The following is an 18,480-nucleotide window of genomic DNA, read 5'->3' on the forward strand; positions in this document are numbered from 1 at the left end:
TCAGTATCGAGGCAGCTATGTCAGATCATATCACACCCTTAACCGGGCGGAGTTCGCTCACCCAGAATAAGTTCACCTGGCGCTTTCTGGCGTTATCACGTATAGACCGTAAGGCAAATCCTTGCCGTATGTCTGTAGAGGCCTACACCGAACAAGAAGCCCGCCAGGTGTTAGCCCCTCATTTCATCCTGTCATTCGCTGGGCGCCTGCCGATTCAGGAGGTAAGCCATGCGTAAACCCATGCCAAAAGAACGCTATCAAGATAAGCGAGGTCAGTTCATTACCATCAAATCATGCATTTTCAATCGCGTGATATTTATCCGTGCTGGTTATCAAGCTGAATGCACGTATCCGCTCAATCGCTTTGAATCTGAATTTACCTTTGCCGGAGAGAAAACCTATGACTAATACAACTCATTTTCTCACCGCGGCACTTATCCATGACACAGAGTGCCTGTTAGCAATCTTACGCACGATTAACGATGTCGAAGATACCGAACGCCAGAGTTTTTTAGTCGATGCCGCAGAAAACATTGGCAGCAATCTTCTAAGTAAATTGCAGTGCAATGAGGCTATCGATGATGCCGCATCATCAGATGATAGCAAGGCGGGAGAGACAGAATGAGCAACGTTATCCCTTTCCAAAAAGTAAAAGAAGTGACTGAACAACCAGGTGAATACTATGCAGAGGCCATTCATGATGGCGTGAAGGTATACCAGAAATACAGCGATAACAGATACCACGAGCAAGAAGTAATCCCGTTCGCTGATGTACTGATACGTGCTGATGATGGAGAGTGGGATGATAATCGTTCTTTGGCGCTGCGACTGCTAGCTGAGTGGGGGGGCATCCCGGAGAACCATTCCCCACATAACCTCGTAGTGCTTTATCGCTGGCTGGTGGCTGATGCTTACATCGCTGACTTGGTGGCCATAAATGGAAGAGAAGAGTTCCACGGGCAGAATGGCGGTATGGTGACAAACCGGAAGATTGAGCGATTGGCTATCGCGAATAACATTGAAGGTACTGGTATCGAGCGCTACGGAATTGAAGAGGGCGCAAAGTTTATCGTTAAGTTCTATCAGCAAATGCTTGAAATTAGTAACGGCAATATTGTCGGTATATCGGCGTTTGGGCGCGACACACTGAATGAGTTACATGAGGGATTCTTGCAGGCCTACATCACGGAGGGCTTACCTAATGAAACTCATCACTAAAAATCCCCGTCTGAATGCTCTCGCAAACCAGTATGCGGTTGCTGTGTATCGTTATGTAATTCAGCAGAACAAGGGCTGCCAGTTCGATTTTGGCATGGATGGGGAAGCCCTCTATGTTGCCATTATGGGGGGTGTGCCTGGCATCCGTGACTTGGTTGATTCTTACCTTTTGGATGCATTAAAGCTGAATTGCCCGCAGTTGGATTTGTTAATTATTCAAATGATTAGTAAATGCCTAGACGATGGCAACCTGACACCGCGAGGTTTGGCAGTCTGGCAGTGCATAAAGAAAGATATGTACGCAACTGTATTGGGCAATGGGGAACGGCATGATGCGTAACATTGACCTGATCCGCGAAGTGACCAAATTAGCAGCCAACCGCTGGCCTGATGTGTTGCCGATGGTGGGGATCGACGTTCCCGCTAGCCCACGTGCGCAAGTGGCATGTCCTGCTTGTGGCGGGCGTGATCGGTTTCGGTTCGATGATAACGGGCGCGGCTCCCATTTCTGCAACCAATGTGGAGCTGGTGACGGGTTAGATCTCATCCAGAAAGTAAACCGGTGCGACGCCACCGAAGCCGCTCGGATGGTTGCTGACGTGCTGGCTATCGATTACCGGGCAGCAGATACCGGATCAGAAGCTACTCGCCAGAACAAGGCTGCAATGGAGGCTGAGCGGCAACAACGTGAGCAGGAGCGCCGGCAGGCAGAAGCCGCAGATCATGAGCGTAAGAGCCAGCAGTTTAACCGGCGCTGGCAATCACTGACTGTCGATGCAGTGGAAAGCGAGCCTGAATATCTTAAGGCTAAGGGGCTGACCGGCTTCACCTTCCCCACACTGAAAGATGGCCGCTTGCTGGTGGCCCTGACTGATGAAACCGGCGCAGTCACGGCAGCACAGACTATCACCCCCGCAGGTGAGAAACGTCAGGTAACGGACGGCACCAAGCGCGGAGCATCCCATACCCTGGCTGGTGGACCAGAGCACCCAAAAGTGGTGATTATTGGTGAAGGGCTGGCAACTACCCTAACCGCTCACCTGATACACCCTGACGCGCTGACGGTAGCCGCGATCGATGCCGGGAACCTATTACATGTAGCGGAGGCGATGCACCGCCGGTATCCAGACGCGCAAATCATCATTGCAGGGGATAACGACTACCACGAACCGGGCGAACTGGACGAGCACGGTAAGCCGAGGAAGAACACGGGCCGGATCGCAGCAGAGAAAGCCGCTGCTGCTGTCGCTGGGTGGGTCTCAATACCACCGACAGAGTACAAGGCTGATTGGGATGATTATCGCCAGCAGAACGGGATAGAAGCCGCTGTACTGGCATTTAACAATTCACTGTGTCAACCCAAGGGGGAAGGTGTGAGTGTCCAACTGAAAGCCATTGAGGGCGGTAAAAAAGACCACCAAGAGGCTGACCCGCTAAAACCTCGCATTGAGAGCCGCAAGGACGGCGTTTTCTGGATCACGCCGAAGGTAGATCAAGTGAGTGGTGAGGTTATCAACAATGAATCGTGGTTGTGTTCGCCGCTGGAAGTGATCGGCACCGGCAGGGACGACAAAGACCAATACCTGATTATTCGCTGGCTACCGGTGGGTGAAAGCACACCTACTACCGCCGCTATCCCTTTGGCCGATATTGGCGAGCGTGAGGGTTGGAGAACACTTAAGGCGGGTGGGGTCAACGTGACCACAAAAAACGCGCTCAGGGCGACACTAGCCGACTGGCTGCAGTGTGGCGGCTCCCGCGAAATCTGGCGTGTGGCACAGGCTACGGGCTGGCAATGTGGGGCATATATCATGCCAGACGGAGAAATAATCGGTTCACCTGAAAGACCGGTACTATTCAATGGCCGCAGTGCCGCGGCAGCCGGATATACCGTCAAGGGAACGCCAGAAAGCTGGCGTGATTCGGTGGCGCGCTTGGCTAGGGGAAACCCGTCCATGATGGCAGGTATCGGCGCTGCGTTGGCAGCCCCACTAATTGGGCTGGCCGGCGCTGACGGGTTCGGCATCCACTTCTACGAGCAATCCAGTGCCGGTAAGACTACGACCGCCAATATTGCCAGCAGTCTGTACGGTGAGCCAGATGGCTTGCGCTTGACGTGGTTCGGTACCGCGCTAGGGATAGCCAACGAGGCGGCTGCGCACAATGACGGCCTGATGCCGCTTGATGAGGTGGGACAAGGTGCTGATCCGGATAGTGTAGCGAAATCTGCCTACACTTTGTTTAACGGCGTCGGTAAGCTGCAAGGGGCCAAGGAGGGCGGCAACCGTGATTTGAAGCGTTGGCGTACAGTGGCTCTCAGTACCGGGGAAATGGACATTGAAACCTTCATTGCTACCGCTGGACGCAAAGTGAAGGCAGGACAACTGGTGCGCCTGTTAAACATCCCGCTGGAGAAGTCACAACACCATCACGAAACACCTAACGGAAAGGCTCACGCCGACGCCCTGAAAGATGCCTATCAGCACAACTATGGGGCCGCTGGACGCTATTGGATTAAGCACCTCGCTGACCACAAGCAACAGGCCATAGTTGCGGTGAGAGCTGCTGAGGAACGATGGCGCTCACTAATCCCGGCAGATTACGGCGAACAGGTTCACCGGGTAGCGGCGCGGTTTGCTGTACTTGAAGCCGCATTACTTCTCGGCTGTGTTGTTACTGGATGGAATGAGCAGGAATGCCGAGACGCGATACAACACAATTTCAACTCCTGGATCAAAGAGTTCGGTACTGGCAACAAAGAACACCAGCAGATTATCGAGCAGACAGAATCTTTCCTGAATGCCTACGGTTTGAGCCGCTTCGCACCACTACCTTATGACCCGCAGGGGTTTCCTATACGTGATTTGGCTGGCTACAGAGATAAGGGAAAGCATGATAGTGATGCCATGGTGTTCTATACGTTTCCTGCAGCTTTCGAGGATGAGATAGCACGGGGTTTCAATTCGAAGCATTTTGCCAAAGTTTTGGCAGGAGCTGGAATGCTGACACTGCCAGCCAGTGGAAGGGGTTATCAGCGAAAATCACCGCGCATAGATGGGCGGCAGATTAATGTGTACGTGATCCATCATTTGCCAGAAGGCGAACAGTCAGAAGAGTAAATCTATACATGTGATAAAAATATGTTGGTTCAGTCAGTTTAGTTGGTTCAACTTGTAAAGATGGTTGTTCTAAAAGAGAATTATCGTTCATTTTGAACTAACACTGAACCAACAAATGGCACTTTTGAACTAACAAACTATTGGGTTTCTTGTTGATATCTTAGATATCCATCCTGGATGGAGTTTTTGCTAGATTAACTCGAATATGGCCTCTGTTGAGGGGCGTTGTGTAAAGCCACCATCTCAGCAGGTGGCTTTTTACCTCAGCCAAGCAATGATTGAGCCACGCCTGCAGCAATAGCTGCAAATGAAGCGTTATTGGTCAATTTACTCCAAAGACTCTTCACCTCAGGGTCATTACTTTCTTCAATAGCTTTTGCTAACTGCTCAATAGTTATATTTTTGGTTATCGAGTTAATAGAGCCAGCTTGAAAATCGCCCCTCGCATGTACTGCTCCATTGAATGTAATGCTAGTTACATTTGGTTGAGGTGTGGGCTTTACATCCAACGCTCTGACTTTTAGGCTAGCTAAGTAGGGATAACCGCCGCCGTCAATATCAAGGCTTTGATTTACATCATAATCTAGAATTTCAAAGTGCCGCTCTTTTGTCCCCTGCTGAAGAGTTATGAGTTTCCCTATATCAAAAGGGCAGGTTTCATCAATTAGAGTGATCAATATTTCGTTTTTACTATTAACCTTGTTACCGTAAAACGTCTGGGATTCATAAGTGAAAATATGAGGGAAAAAAAATTCGTCAGGGCGCATAAAACATCCTTTATGTGTGTAGGGGCCATATAACTTACCATAAAAAATGCTCGCGCAAGCTGAGCTAAATCTTGCACACAGCTTCAGGTTGTTAACGGTTGCGGCACAACGGAAAGAGCACTGCATTTGGGCACCTTAGCGCCCCTTGGCATGAACGCGGTTTTCCGACCTAAACACCTCGCCGCCAACAGGAAGTACAATTGTGGCTGGAACAACCACCACACCGCTCCGCAATGGTGAAGTTGCGTATGGGCAGACATAGATCTGGTGAGAGCTGATGCTCAAGACGCTGTGACGTGTCACATGGTAAAGCGTGACGAGTCACGGCAAGTCACACAGCACAGCTTCCGCCGCTTGGCGGTTCTATCCCATGAATAAACAATCACAAGACTAACCATCATCACTTTAGTTATCACTTTTTATACGCCAAATCATTACGTTATCCATTTCTTTCAAATGGTTAATGCATGATTGCCTAATGAAAATAAATACTACTTTACATTAATTTAATAGAATATTTTTCTATTTATTTTTATTTAAATGGAAAATTTATTTTGCGTGTTTTTCGTCCTGAAGTATCATTGTATGCATAACCAGTCATGGGATTACATACATGAAAAATGCCCGCTTCAACCCCAAGCCAATACTTATCGAGCACGATTGCGTTGAGGCGATGAAGCGCCTTCAAGAGCAGGAACGCAGTAAATCTCCACTTGGCGTCGCGCCTTCCCTTCAAGATATTGCCCGCGGCCTAATACGCAAGGCATTGCAACAAGTAGGAGAGTAGTTCCATGCCAATCGTCCCAACTTATCAACGTCAATCGCAATCCCAGATGGCGCCGGTTAACACTCAAGATTTGAGGATTCCGAAAGACAATGTTTTTACAGCGCTGGCCGATGTAGGCGCAAAGGGGCTGGATGTGTACCAGCAAGAGAGGCAAAAGGTCGATTTGGCTGACATGCAGGACAAGATTAACCAGTTTTCCGTGTATGCCGATGACCTCTACAACAACCCGCAGAACGGCCTAATAACCCTGCAGGGTAAAAATGCCGTTGGACAGGGAGAAACTCGCGCCGGGCTGATATCAGATAAAGCTGCATCGATTCGTGAATCGATACCTGAGTACATGCGCCATACTTTTGACCAGCAGATCCAGCCACTGGGACGTAGTTACGGTAACCGCTTCCGGCAGTATGAGGTTGGGCAGAAGCAGCAGTATGAAGTGGGTCAACAGCAAGGCGTACTCAGTAATTTTTTGACCCAAGCTAAAAACCCAGCGCAGTTTGTGCCAGTGGTTCTTTCTGCTCGCCAGGCGATAATGGACTTCGGTGCGAGCCATGGTCAGAGTCCAGAAGAGATAGAGGCGAATTGGCAACAATGGTATCAAGGCGCAGCCAATGCCGCCTTTAGCACCGCCTATACCAATATGTATCAACAGACTATGGGGCCGGGTGGGATAATTCCGGTAACGGATGGTGCAAATAGCGATCAATTATTCTCTGCGATGATTCGTGCCGAAAGCGGTGGAAACCAGTTTGATAATAATGGCTCGCCGCTGATGTCATCAAAAGGAGCTGTTGGCATTGCACAGGTAACTGAAGCCACCGGGCCCGAGGCGGCTCAGCTTGCTGGTCTATCATGGGATAGGGATAAGTGGCTTAATGATCCGCGCTACAACGCAACTATTGGGCATGCCTATTTTCAGTCTCAGATGAAACGTTATGGCGGGGATTCCGTGCTTGCTGTGGCCGCATACAATGCAGGTCATGGTCAGGTTGATAAATGGATCAAGCAAATTGGCGACCCACGTAAAGGGGTGATTTCTTCTGCTGAATTTGCAGCAAAAATACCATTTGAAGAAACACGTAACTATGTCTCGAAAGTGGTTGGTTCTGCTCCAGGGATCCCGGTCAACGCCTCGATTACTGGATTAATGAATACTCCATATTGGCAGGCCATGAGTCCTCAGAACAAATCTGCGGCCATGGCAAAAATTGCTGGGCTATACGATCTTCAGAATTCAGCGGCACGCATTGGGTTACAGAACCGAATGCAGGATGATGTTTCGCGCGTTGAGCTTGGTCTCAAAGTTCCTGAGCCTATTACTGATAGAGAATGGATCGCATCAATGCCGCTTAGTGCCACGCCGCAAGAGCGCATGCAACTACAGCAATCATACCAACGCTACCAACAAACCCTTGCCATGCAACCGGCCTATCAAACGATTGTGCAAGGTGACGCGCAGCAGGGCATGGCGGCAGTAAATGCCATGAAGCCAGATGTTAGCGATCCAGATTTTACGTTCAAGCAGCAACGATATGCTCAAGTTGCCAGTAAGTTTGCGCAGGTGCAGAAGGCAAGGGAGGATGATCCAGGAACGTGGCTTCTTCAGAACTCTCCAGTCATCAAAGATGTCTATGACCAATTTTCTCAACGCCAGGTAACCGGTGAATTCTTTGCATCGCGAATTCAGGCTGAAAAAGAGCGCTTGGGAATACGTAGTAAAGACATACTTCCTACCGAGATGGTCAATAGCATTCTGCACCAGATAGATAACAGCAATGAACAAAGTGTGGCGGCAGTACAATCTATCGCCCAGAGCTATGGAAGCCAGGCTCCAGCTGTAATCTCGCAATTACAGGGGAAGTCGGGAAGTGCACTAAGTGTTGTAATGTCTGTTGATAACGCAAATGCAGCTAATGCATTGTTCCAAAACAGAAAGCTATCAACGGATGAATTAAAGAAGGCGGCTGGAACACAATCATCATCTGTTGAAAGTGAATGGTCAGATCAGTTTGCTGATTTTGGTGTGTCACTAGCATCTCAAAGGGGCGGCCTGAAGGCATACTCAGACTTCAATGAGCAGGGCAAGCGGCTTGCATATATTTATGCATCGCGTGGCATGGACGGGGCATCTGCTGCCAAGATGGCATTCAACCAGATCGCTGGCGACCAATACGAATTTGAAGGTACTTGGCGTCTGCCAAAATCATTGAACCTAAATGTCCGTGATATTACTGACGGAACAGATAACTACCTGGAAAAATTAAAGCCAGAAGATATAGACCCGCAAGGTTTTGTGGGTGACACTCGCTTACCTGCAGAAGTTGGTAGGGCAATGGCTTTGTCTAGAATTAAAAACAATGCTGAATGGGTTACCAGTGAAGACGAAAAAGGGCTTTATCTAACTGCAGATCGGACATATATCAATGGGGCCGATGGCAATCCTATCTTTGTTCCATTCAAGGAACTTTCTCAGCTTGGAATTGCAGACAGAAGTTTCATTAATGCACGGCTACATGAATTAAAAAACCCAGCTACTTTCACTCCTGCGGATGGGATGGACAACCGCGCTATCAATAATGATTTGTCGGATGTCTATCGTAGCCTGCGTGGAGAACCAGCGAGGGAGTTTACTGGCTACCAGGAACAGAAGCCTGCGGAAAACCCTCTGGGTAATGCCCTTCAGCACAGGAGTGGCCAATGACAATTTACACAACTAAGCCTGATTCATCAGTTACCAGGCCACTCGCAAATTTAGAATCAGGACTTGGTGAAAGCCTATCGGCTGAATTTACCGAGGGATTTAGGGAAGGTCCTCTAAACTCATGGGCTCGCGCATCGAAAGCCGATGCATTGAACATGGATCCTGAATCTCCGCGGATGACGAAAGATGAAGCAGAGGCTGGTTTCAAAACTTACGGAGTAAAGTCTATCAATGTTCCACCGCAAGGGATTAGCAAGGCTTTCTATGACAATGTAATTTCTGAAACTCGTAACCGACTCGAGCGAGAGGCAATTATTCAGTCAGCCCCGTCTGGCATTGTGTCTTCTCCGTTGAAGTTCGTTGCGAACCTTGGCGGTAACATGGTTGACCCGGGTAACCTTGCAATTGGGCTGGTTCCATTCTTCGGGCAAGCAAGATCTGCAACAATGCTTGGAAGGGCTGCTGAGCGTTTTGGGCAGGGCACGGTGATGGGTGGGGCGCAAACTGCGGTAACACTACCATTTACCGCTATGGGTGCCGCGGCTGAGGGTGACAATTACACCATTGGCGATGCCGGCGGAAACTTGCTGATGGGAATGATCGCTGGTGGTGCACTTCATGCTGGCGGTGGTTTCATTGCGGATATGGTCCGTGGCCGCCGTCAGTCATCAGATCCTGGCGCTGTTGACGCAGGGGAGCCAGCCATTATCCCTGTTGATTCGGCTATGCCAGCGGAAGTAATTCCACCACCACGCTCCTTGGATATCGTTCCAGTTGAGACCAGTCGGTCGGAGTTAAATAACTCTATATCCAAAAGCATTGATGATTATGCGTATTCAACAGGATACAGCGATGTTGTTCCTGATTTTATCGAACAACGCCGTGCTATAGCTGGCCAGCAGATAGATAACGTTAATGCTTTGCGGTCCGAGTTGACCAGGAATAATCAGCTAACCCAATCTTTAGATGCAACATTGAAAGAAAGAACGTCAGCTTACCAGGCTGAACGAATGAAATTTAAAGAGGCGCAAGCTAAGGCTCGTCAGGATATTGCTGATGAAAAAGCGGCTCTCGAGTCACACAACGCAGAACTTCAACAACAGATAGATAATCATGTCGAAGGGGCAAAGGCTGCGCAGGATATTGCTGATATAAGTAAAGGGATTATACCGGAATCAGCCAAGCCGCTGATTGAACAACGTGCCCAGCAGATAAGAGAGGGCTTGCAGGAAAGCCCGCTTGCCCGTGGGGTCAGAACAGCATCACAACGATTTGATGATGCTGATATATCAATTCGAGAAAACGCAATGCGCGCCGCTATAGCGCAGGCAAAACGCGGAGAGGACATCAATGTAGATCCGTTCTTTGACCTCATGGATCCGGTTAAAAGACCAACTGCCATTGAGCAACTTTCAAGACAATCCCAGCCTCAGCCCGATCCCGTTGCTGGGTCTGTCAGTGCTGCGGCGGAGCAACAGGCTAAACGTGCGACACGTGAAGATGCCGATTTTATAAATGCCCAAGAGGATTTTGAGGCTGAATTAAACATTCTCAATGCGTTCGCTGACTCTGCAGACAATGCAAAGCTCAAAGAAGAACTTAAAACAATTCGTCAGGAAGCTAACGATACCAGTCTGCAAAAAGGTATCCAGGCCGCTGCTGGCTGCATGATAGGTAAAATGTGATGGCAAATCGATACTTGGCTGACTGTGAAAAATTGGTGATCAAGGCCGCCGGCCGTGACTTGTCAGATGATGAACTGCAGGATGTGTTCGGGCAGCTTCGGAGAAACATCGATCGCTATCAGGCAGAGAATGCCTCAATCACTCTTGAAGAGGCTGCTCTGAAGGCTGCTGATGAAATGGTCAGGGGCGACAAGCTGGCCAGGGTGATCGAGGCTCGTAACAAGGCGATTAACCTTAAGATCAGGACTAAGCTTGAGAGCTTTTTAAACAATAGCAAAGAATCTCTTGGTGCCGATCGTCCCGATATAGCGCTATCAGCACTATTGGTTTCCCGCAATGAGGCTGCGGAAGGATTCCGCGCCTCGGCGTCTCGCGAGCAGGGGCAGCTCGAGGGGAAGTACATTGCAGGATTTGAGCATGATTTAAATCAGTCAGGGCTATCCAAGGCTCTATCCTCTGGAGAGTATGACCAAGAGATTGCGGATGCGCTTTGGAAAGTGGGTCGTGGTGAGCCAACAGCAGGCTTGTCGAAAGAGTCCATCAAACTCGCCGAGATAATTAACAAATGGCAAGAGGTGGCAAGGCTTGATAGTAACCGCGCGGGATCATTCATTGGCAAGCTGGCTGGTTATATAACACGGCAAAGCCATGACTGGGCGAAAATCCGTGGTGCCGGCTATGAAGCCTGGCGAGATACAATTCTTCCCCGACTTGATCAGTCAACTTTCGATGGTGTAGCTAATCGCGACGAATTTTTGCGGAGCGTCTATAACGGTCTGGCGTCTGGTATCCATTTGAGTAATCAGAAGTCAGATTGGTTATCAGGATTTAAAGGAGGATCCAATCAGGCAAAGCGTGCGAGCCAGGAGCGCGTTTTACACTTTAAGGATGGCGTTGCATGGCATGAGTACAACAAGGCCTATGGTGTCGGCAACCTTCGCGAATCTGTCATGTCAGGGCTAACCAGTTCCGCCAGGACTACCGGCGTAATGCGCGTGCTCGGCACAAACCCTGAAAATATGTTCAGTCATTTATTCGAAATCCAACAGGCGCGACTCAAGAGGCTGAACAATCCTGCGGCCGAGGCGGATTTTGCTGGGCGTCGGCGCGCTTTGGAAAATGAGCTTTCAGAAATTTTGGGGTACAACAGCATACCTGCAAACTCAGCGATAGCCAGAGCTGGTGCGACCATTAGGGCTGTAGAGGGAATGACCAAGCTTGGCGGGGCTGTCATATCTTCGTTTAACGACGTTGGCAACGCCGCGATGGAGCTACGCTACCAGGGTATGAATTTAATGGATGCTATGGGGAAGAGCATCGCAGGCAAGCTCAAGGGATACAGCGCGGCAGATCAGAAAGAAATTCTTGGGTACATGGGGATTTTTACTGACTCAGTGCGCGATGAGATGATAGCTAAATTTTCAGGTGATACGTCTGTGCCAGGCCGCATATCACGGTTACAGCGTACCTTCTTCAAGCTAAACCTATTGAACTGGTGGACAGAGAACAGTAGAAAATCTATGGGTTTGGTAATGTCAAACTGGATGGCACGAAACTCAAAATCTTCCTGGGCAGCCTTGAATGAAGACCTACGACGGGTCCTAAACTCCAGCGGTATCACTGAGCGTGAATGGAATCTTTATCGCGGCATGGAAATGGATAGCGTACGAGGCAATCAGCACATGACCCCCAATGGCGTTAAATACATTCCTGATGAGCGTATCGCTGAATATATTGCCGCCGATGGACTCCAAGTCAATAAGTCCAGCATTGCTGCGGCGCGCGAGTCTCTGGAAGGTAAACTACGCGGGTATTATCTTGATCGGGTGCTCATTGCCATGTCAGAGCCTGGCGCCAGAACCCGCGCAATGATGAAGCAGGGTACGCAGCCAGGCACTCCACTTGGTGAAGCTATTCGCTTTGGAGGCCAGTTCAAATCGTTTACCGGCTCTTTCATGCAGAATACCATTGGGCGAGAAATATATGGTCGCGGCTATACGCCGGCAGAATTGGGGCAAAGTCGCTTCACCAGCCTGGCCAATGCTATGCGCAATGGTAACGGAGAAAAGCTGGGGCTTGCCCAGTTGTTCATTTGGATGACGGCATTGGGATATGTATCGATGCAAACCAAGTTGTTACTGAAAGGGCAGACGCCACGCCCAGCGGATGCGAAAACGTTCTTGGCTGCTGCTGCGCAGGGGGGCGGTCTCGGCATTATGGGCGATTTCCTGTTTGGTGAATACAATCGGTTTGGTGGTGGCTTGGCGTCGAGTTTGGCTGGCCCTACCGTTGGAGACCTTGACCAGATCCGAAACCTGTTCCTGCGAACTAGAGACGGTGATGCAAAAGCGGCTGACTTGTTGAAGTTTGGTATCGACCATACACCATTCATGAATCTGCATGTAGTGCGACCGGCGATGAACTATCTTATTCTAAACCGTGCGCAAGAATGGCTTAGCCCTGGATCTCTGGAGCGATATCTCCAGCGGGTAGAAAAAGAACAGGGGAACACCTTCATTGTTCCACCGTCTCAGTTTATGCTTGGAAGATAGTCAAGGAGGAACCGTGGCAATATATACAGATAACCCCATGACTGGGGGCAATCAGTCTTTATGTAGTATGCAGCCATCCTTCAGTGAGGTATTCACCGCTTCATTATCATCTGGATGGCATGATAGTGCTTTAGTTTCATACTTTAGAAATTCAAAGTTAGATGGCATAGCAGCAAAAAGTAGTTCTGAATTTGTTGATGAAAGTATAGCTGAGCAAGCTTTTATGCACTATGGGGTTGGTCATGTTAACATACCAGAACATGGTATTAAGAAAGATGTTTTTAATGCAATTATAGATGATAGAACATCACAAATTTATAATGAACAAATTCTTTGCGGTGTTGTAGATGGAACTCCGATGTCTTATCTGTCTACTGCGACTGGGTTTATATCATCCCCAGTGACTTTGATTGTAATCATACTAATTGCATTCATTTTATTAATGGTGAAAAGTAATAACAAAAAAACATTCTAAAACCAAGCCCCGCCAGGGGCTTATAGTTGATTAACCAAATCCTTCAAGCTTCTTGTTGCTAGTGGTATTTTGTCGTAATTTTCTTTAGCTATATTGCACTGCTCATATGTCACACTGCCCTTGAAGTATGGTTGTCGTATTTGTATAACACTCTCCTGTTCATACTTGATGATGGACGCCAAGAGGTCAGAAAGACCAAGGTTGTTAAAGTAAATGCTTGAAACTATCTCAAGCCTAGCTATTGCCCTATCTCTATTTTCATCAATAGGTTCTAAATTGAATTCCGCGCCATTAAGAGCCAAGTTAAAACATACGTAATATCTGTACATGGCCCTTTCAATTTCAATGATTGTCTGAAAGAGAACCTCTTTTTTTCAATCAGTAATTTATTTTTATCTATTGACTTGTTTATGTGGTATGTGGCTATTGCTGTAACAATGCTGCCGGCAATCGCAGCCCCCGCACCAATCAACGCTCCGAGAAGTGTACTGTCCATATGACACCTTTATAAAGAAAGTATTTTGTTATGTAACTTGTTCATATAGCGCATTGCTTCATTATATATCTTTTCTTCTGGCTCTCTGCCTTCGCATATGTCTTCTATCAAGCGATGAGCATGCGTTGATGCGTCCTGAAGTTCAATCCACTCTAACTCTGGGAAATACAGATTTGATATGATTTTTATTTTCAATAAATTGCTTTTTAATTTCTCCTTTACATTCCTTGCAAGATAAATTAATTTCGTCTCGTTATAGCTAGCTTGCTTTAAATCATAAATTATGGATAAAGAGTCAAGATAAAATGAAAACAACTCTTCCTTCTTTTGTTTTAAAAGCTTTTCATTTTCTAATTTTCTATTTGATCTTACCGTCCATATCACAGTGCCACATGCAACAACGACAGATACCGATGCAGGAATAACTAATTCTAATAATGATGCTGCCATTTATTCATCCTGAAACAATTCAATTGACAACAAAAAGCCCGTATCGCGGGCTTTCTTTATGATGCATCAGCAATATATAGCTTGCTAATGTTGCCTTTTTTCACCGATGCTTTTGCTGTTACCGTTATACATGCACTGTCTGCGCCTTGTGATTCAAGATAAGCGTTAAGGGCGGTGATGTATGGGTTGCCAGCCCTCCTAACTGAAGGGTCGTTGATCTCTGCCGGAACGCGCCTACCACTATCGTCATCGAGCAATATGACTTTTGCTGTGGTTCTCTGCGCATCGAACTCAGTTATGAATACCTTATATTCGCGCAGCCCAATAACCTCATCATCATTTAGGCGATCGATCACGGCTTTATCTTCTTCGTCTATCCTGGCTGGGTCATAACCACAGTTAGTTGTGACGCTGATCTCTCTGCAGGTGTTACCGATTGGTGAAACTGCTTGCCTAACCGATGGACGCAACTCTCCAGCCATCTTGTCGATGACGGCCAGTAGTCCATCGATAGTTGCTCTGTCTTTGTTGCCAAGAGCCTCTATCGCTTTGTCGAGAGAGTCTTTAAGCAGTTTCATTTCTTCTTTTTTCTGTGAGTTCCGGCTAAAAATGTAAGGTATCAACGCCCCCAGTATAGAACCCACAGCACCAGAGAACAATTGGGATTGACCTACGAAATTCAGCACTGCATCAAGCGTGAAGCAATTTGCTCTTGCTTCTTTTGCGTACACCTTGACATCCTGTCCGGCGACGTTTTTGCTGTACCTCTGTGTTACTGCAAAATTTCCTGCAGTGGCCAGAATTTTCGAAAACCCCTTTAGCGACTCCCCAAGACATGCGAGATCAATTTCATGGTTCTCCGCGTCCAGTCCGTCGTATCTAAGAGAAATTTTTATGTCAAGTATGCTTGCTGTGTCCATGGTTAAACCTTTGGCAAAGCCGAAAAAGTAATGTCACAGAAGAATACATTAACTACTTTAAGGGGTTAATCTGGTTTTATTAACAGGTTCGTGACATAGATCAGATAATCACATCAGATAGCCGACTCAAGCTTGAGTCGGCTCTTCATATTACTTGCTGTGTCGTTCGTAGTAGTGCTGTGTTTCAGGTGGAGTTCCAGAGTGCCCGCATTTTGTATTGGTGCATTCGAAGTGATCTGACATTTCATTGGCACCACACCGTTGACCAAAACATTGATCCTTATCGCACCAGCAAGATACTACGCCTGATAATTTTACTGGGCTTTCGCACTTTGGACATTTAGTCATCAATTGTTCCTATTTATGTGGTAGATGTAAATTAATAGCATTTCAATAATTCAGAAGATAAAATTACCGAATGATTATTATCTTTTTCATATAGATACCTTGCCCACTTATGAGCGTGGCTATATTACATCTTGCCAATCTGGTGGTCTATGTAGCGGGCGTGGGATGCGTCCAGGTTTGGACGCATCTTCAGCCGGCTGATTACTGCACCTTCGTCTGCTGCGCGATGAACGCCGCGTGCGTGGCGATCGCCGCCATGTTCTTGGCGCACTGCAGGATGTAGTAGTCAACTTAGCGTACTGGCCTGCGTTTGCGCTGGCGGACGTCGGGAGAATAATCCGGCGTGCGGCCGGTGTTCTCGGCCTGTTGCTTATCGAGCCACGCTTCTACTTCGTCCTTGTTCCAGGCCACCGTGCGGTTTGTCAGTGCAAAACGCTGCGGGAACTCTCCTGCCTTTTCCAGTTTGGTGATCTGCGACTCCGACATGGGAACCATCGCCAGGAGTTGGGGTTTTCGAATTGCTGCTTTCATTGTGCTATCTCCTCACTTGCGGTTAATTCCGCAGTGGTATAGACAGCGGCAAGTTACAGTCTTCTGATGAATTGACGGGCTTTATGGTATCGCTTGAGAGGGCAATGAACCAACATTCTTTGCTGCATAAGGGGCGTCAGGGGAATCGGTGGGGTGGGGCAACCTGGTACAATTTTAATCATCCATCGAAGTCGCGATTTAGGCTGGATGATGGAGAGAGAACCTAACTTGTCAGCGTTAGATGAGTGCAATCTGTTGGGATATGGGGGCGACAGAAAAAGCGAATATCTATTATTACTCCACCTTAGTGATCTTCTGGCTAACACATAGCCAGGGGATAACTAGGGTGGTAGCTCTGCCATTGGTAGTGGTAGAAGCCAGTCCCTCGCCGGTAATCAAACAAGATCACAGCAAGGTGTTGCGGTAGCACAACACCCATAACTACGATTAAAGCACCACTGATAAGATTGATAGGTAAAAACATTCAACACATCCTTTAGGTGAGTAAGCAGTGAGGGAACAACTACATATGGTGGTTTGGTGTCGATGTGTAACGAACCATACAAACTCTATCGTGACAGGTCACGTTGACATAGAGACCGCATAGTGTAGATTTAGCTTCAACTGAGCCCGGCCCCCTGGCTTGACCCCATCCTAGATGGGTGATGGTTATGGCTGGGCCTTCTTATATCTGGAGGTTGGGAAAATTTTCAATGGCTGATCCGGTAAAGGTTCATAAAGAATATGACGAACTCATCGATCTGCTACTTTCTCGCGGCATGGATGTACCCGACCGTCCACATGCAATAAAAAAAATCTCGCAGGTAGGCTATTACCGCCTCTCGGGGTTTTGGTATCCATGTCGAATACCTCAAATAACCCCAGAAAATATCAGAACTCGACTGGATCAGGTTCGCCCAGGGACAAACTTCCGAGATGTATACGACCTGTATTTGTTCGATAAAAATCTACGTCTTCTGATGATGAATGCCTTGGAACGAGTCGAAGTTTATGTTCGCTCTGTCATTGCACATGAAATTGGTAAAATATCCCCTCTTGGGTACTTGGACGATGCGATGATAAACCCCAAGCACTTGAAACCTCGGCGTGGCGGGCGTTGTAGCGCAAGAGAAGAATGGCTTACTAAGCATTCAAACGAAGTAGCCAAAAGTAGAGAGGATTTTATCAAGTGGCATGAGGGTAAGTATGAAGGATTGCCGTTCTGGGTAGCTATTGAGGTTTGGGATTTTGGCTTAATGTCAAAATACTATGCCATGCTGAAGGATGGTCACCGCAATGGGATACTTTCTAGGCTGGGTATAGCTCCTGGTAATGGCGCCATCTTTCAAAACTGGCTTAGTGCCATGAACGTACTTAGAAATCGTTGCGCTCATCACTCACGTATCTGGAACAAAGTTAACGAGCCAAAGATAATGCCATTGCCAAACCATCCTTATTTCGAACGTTTGCACATGAACGACGATGCTTACGAAAGGATGTACGGGATGATAGCCGTGCTATGGTTATTGGTGAAAGAAATTGGCCCCGGGTCAACTTGGATTAGGCATGTTGCTGACTTGATAGATGCCAAGCCACTGTTACCAGGGTGTAACTTGACTGCGATGGGATTCCCTGATAACCAGGGGTTCCCTCGGGGCTTATTTGATATTGATTAACTCTAATTTCAAATCTTAGCTAGGTAACTATACAGCCAACGCATTAGCAATCAGGAGAGAATTATTCCCCTGGCGCTTCCAGGCGCTGTAAATATCCTTATCCCATGCCTTACCATCCTTGGTCTGATGGCCTGCATCATTGAGCCGTTCAGCGATGATTCGGCCATTGTCCAAACCTTCCCCGATAGTTTGCGCCACAATAGCAATAACAGCCTTTTCATTGTACGGGTGTGGAGGTATACCAGACCTCCCGACAATCAGCGCCGCTGCTGCCGTTTCCATTCGCTCCACCAGCGCCAGCATACGCTTATCAGAATCAGCCACAGGGCGATTTAGTTTGCTTCTGATGGCATCGACCAGCCAAGCCGATTTATCGCCACCTGACGCCGCCACAGCTTGATTAAAGGCATCCTGTAAATCTGCCGGAACCCGGAACGCCACTAAGTTGGATTTGCTCACACTCGCACCTCGATAGCCAGTTGGTAGCCATACAGTGTACTGCTGTATAACGACGTTATACACTGCCGGTGACTGAATTTAAAGACACGCTAGAGAGTGATGGAACCTTCCCTGGCCGGTTGAGTTTCGCGACCAGTACGTGTAAGACGAGATAATTGGCACTGAACCAACATCTCTCTGGGATGAACCAACATTTTTTCGCGCATGTTGGTTCAGTCAAACCCAGTCGTGGTAAGGGTTAGATGCCTGTGAACCAACCGAACCAACTGAACTGACACAGTTTCTGTATATATACA

The 18,480-nt window shown here is 47.9% G+C and carries 17 protein-coding genes; 12 read left to right on the forward strand and 5 right to left on the reverse strand.

All coding sequences use genetic code 11. The features are described 5' to 3' along the window. Nucleotides 1-17 precede the first annotated feature (17 nt). The 6 genes from GF111_RS17480 to GF111_RS17505 are packed head-to-tail and all read left to right on the forward strand — an operon-like array spanning nucleotide 18 to nucleotide 4,337. A complete protein-coding gene (locus GF111_RS17480; protein ID WP_224217740.1) occupies nucleotides 18-236 on the forward strand; it encodes a host cell division inhibitor Icd-like protein in 219 nt (72 codons plus the stop codon). Next, nucleotides 229-408 carry a DUF4222 domain-containing protein gene (locus tag GF111_RS17485; protein ID WP_047729932.1) on the forward strand — a complete coding sequence of 60 codons (180 nt, stop codon included), beginning with the start codon at nucleotides 229-231 and terminating at the stop codon, nucleotides 406-408. Before GF111_RS17480 ends, GF111_RS17485 begins: the two co-directional genes overlap by 8 nt. Continuing rightward, nucleotides 401-625 (forward strand): hypothetical protein, encoded by a 225-nt coding sequence (locus GF111_RS17490; protein WP_047729933.1) that lies wholly within the window; start codon nucleotides 401-403, stop codon nucleotides 623-625. The genes GF111_RS17485 and GF111_RS17490 overlap by 8 nt, the downstream gene beginning before the upstream one ends. Beyond that, entirely contained in the window at nucleotides 622-1,218 is a 597-nt protein-coding gene (locus GF111_RS17495; RefSeq protein WP_053056849.1) for a hypothetical protein, read from the forward strand. The genes GF111_RS17490 and GF111_RS17495 overlap by 4 nt, the downstream gene beginning before the upstream one ends. Then, on the forward strand, nucleotides 1,202-1,558 hold the full coding sequence (locus tag GF111_RS17500) for a hypothetical protein (protein ID WP_047729934.1): 357 nt from the start codon (nucleotides 1,202-1,204) through the stop codon (nucleotides 1,556-1,558). The genes GF111_RS17495 and GF111_RS17500 overlap by 17 nt, the downstream gene beginning before the upstream one ends. Further along, entirely contained in the window at nucleotides 1,551-4,337 is a 2,787-nt protein-coding gene (locus tag GF111_RS17505; protein ID WP_047729935.1) for a TOPRIM and DUF927 domain-containing protein, read from the forward strand. The genes GF111_RS17500 and GF111_RS17505 overlap by 8 nt, the downstream gene beginning before the upstream one ends. A 263-nt stretch (nucleotides 4,338-4,600) precedes the next feature. Here the strand turns inward: GF111_RS17505 and GF111_RS17510 are convergent, their stop codons facing one another. Beyond that, nucleotides 4,601-5,104 (reverse strand): hypothetical protein, encoded by a 504-nt coding sequence (locus GF111_RS17510; protein ID WP_047729936.1) that lies wholly within the window; start codon nucleotides 5,102-5,104, stop codon nucleotides 4,601-4,603. A 613-nt stretch (nucleotides 5,105-5,717) separates the two neighbouring features. Between GF111_RS17510 and GF111_RS17515 the strand changes: the two genes are divergently transcribed. Genes GF111_RS17515 through GF111_RS17535 form a run of 5 tightly spaced genes read left to right on the forward strand, consistent with a single transcriptional unit; the run spans nucleotide 5,718 to nucleotide 13,304 of the window. Beyond that, nucleotides 5,718-5,891 carry a hypothetical protein gene (locus GF111_RS17515; protein WP_165440190.1) on the forward strand — a complete coding sequence of 58 codons (174 nt, stop codon included), beginning with the start codon at nucleotides 5,718-5,720 and terminating at the stop codon, nucleotides 5,889-5,891. A gap of 4 nt (nucleotides 5,892-5,895) precedes the next feature. Continuing rightward, on the forward strand, nucleotides 5,896-8,592 hold the full coding sequence (locus GF111_RS17520; RefSeq protein WP_047729937.1) for a transglycosylase SLT domain-containing protein: 2,697 nt from the start codon (nucleotides 5,896-5,898) through the stop codon (nucleotides 8,590-8,592). Further along, nucleotides 8,589-10,277 (forward strand): hypothetical protein, encoded by a 1,689-nt coding sequence (locus GF111_RS17525; protein WP_047729938.1) that lies wholly within the window; start codon nucleotides 8,589-8,591, stop codon nucleotides 10,275-10,277. Before GF111_RS17520 ends, GF111_RS17525 begins: the two co-directional genes overlap by 4 nt. Then, a complete protein-coding gene (locus tag GF111_RS17530; RefSeq protein WP_047729939.1) occupies nucleotides 10,277-12,829 on the forward strand; it encodes a hypothetical protein in 2,553 nt (850 codons plus the stop codon). Before GF111_RS17525 ends, GF111_RS17530 begins: the two co-directional genes overlap by 1 nt. Nucleotides 12,830-12,842: 13 nt before the next feature. Then, a complete protein-coding gene (locus GF111_RS17535) occupies nucleotides 12,843-13,304 on the forward strand; it encodes a hypothetical protein (protein ID WP_146220580.1) in 462 nt (153 codons plus the stop codon). Between the two features lie 505 nt (nucleotides 13,305-13,809). Here GF111_RS17535 and GF111_RS17540 read toward each other — a convergent pair. The 3 genes from GF111_RS17540 to GF111_RS17550 form a co-directional block, all read right to left on the reverse strand. Then, nucleotides 13,810-14,250, reverse strand: coding sequence for a hypothetical protein (locus GF111_RS17540; protein ID WP_154235533.1), 441 nt, complete (start codon nucleotides 14,248-14,250; stop codon nucleotides 13,810-13,812). A gap of 56 nt (nucleotides 14,251-14,306) precedes the next feature. Beyond that, complete coding sequence (locus GF111_RS17545) at nucleotides 14,307-15,170, reverse strand: hypothetical protein (RefSeq protein ID WP_047729942.1); 864 nt, start codon at nucleotides 15,168-15,170, stop codon at nucleotides 14,307-14,309. Nucleotides 15,171-15,809: 639 nt separating this feature from the next. Further along, nucleotides 15,810-16,049, reverse strand: a complete 240-nt coding sequence (locus GF111_RS17550; protein WP_047729943.1) for an AlpA family transcriptional regulator — start codon at nucleotides 16,047-16,049, stop codon at nucleotides 15,810-15,812. Between the two features lie 713 nt (nucleotides 16,050-16,762). Between GF111_RS17550 and GF111_RS17555 the strand changes: the two genes are divergently transcribed. Further along, entirely contained in the window at nucleotides 16,763-17,725 is a 963-nt protein-coding gene (locus GF111_RS17555; RefSeq protein ID WP_047729944.1) for an Abi family protein, read from the forward strand. 27 nt (nucleotides 17,726-17,752) lie between these two features. Here the strand turns inward: GF111_RS17555 and GF111_RS17560 are convergent, their stop codons facing one another. Then, nucleotides 17,753-18,184: a hypothetical protein gene (locus GF111_RS17560; RefSeq protein ID WP_047729945.1), complete on the reverse strand. Its 432-nt coding sequence runs from the start codon at nucleotides 18,182-18,184 to the stop codon at nucleotides 17,753-17,755. Nucleotides 18,185-18,480 lie beyond the last annotated feature (296 nt).

The sequence above is a fragment of the Serratia sp. HRI genome, from assembly GCF_010119335.3.
GTDB lineage: Bacteria > Pseudomonadota > Gammaproteobacteria > Enterobacterales > Enterobacteriaceae > Serratia > Serratia nevei.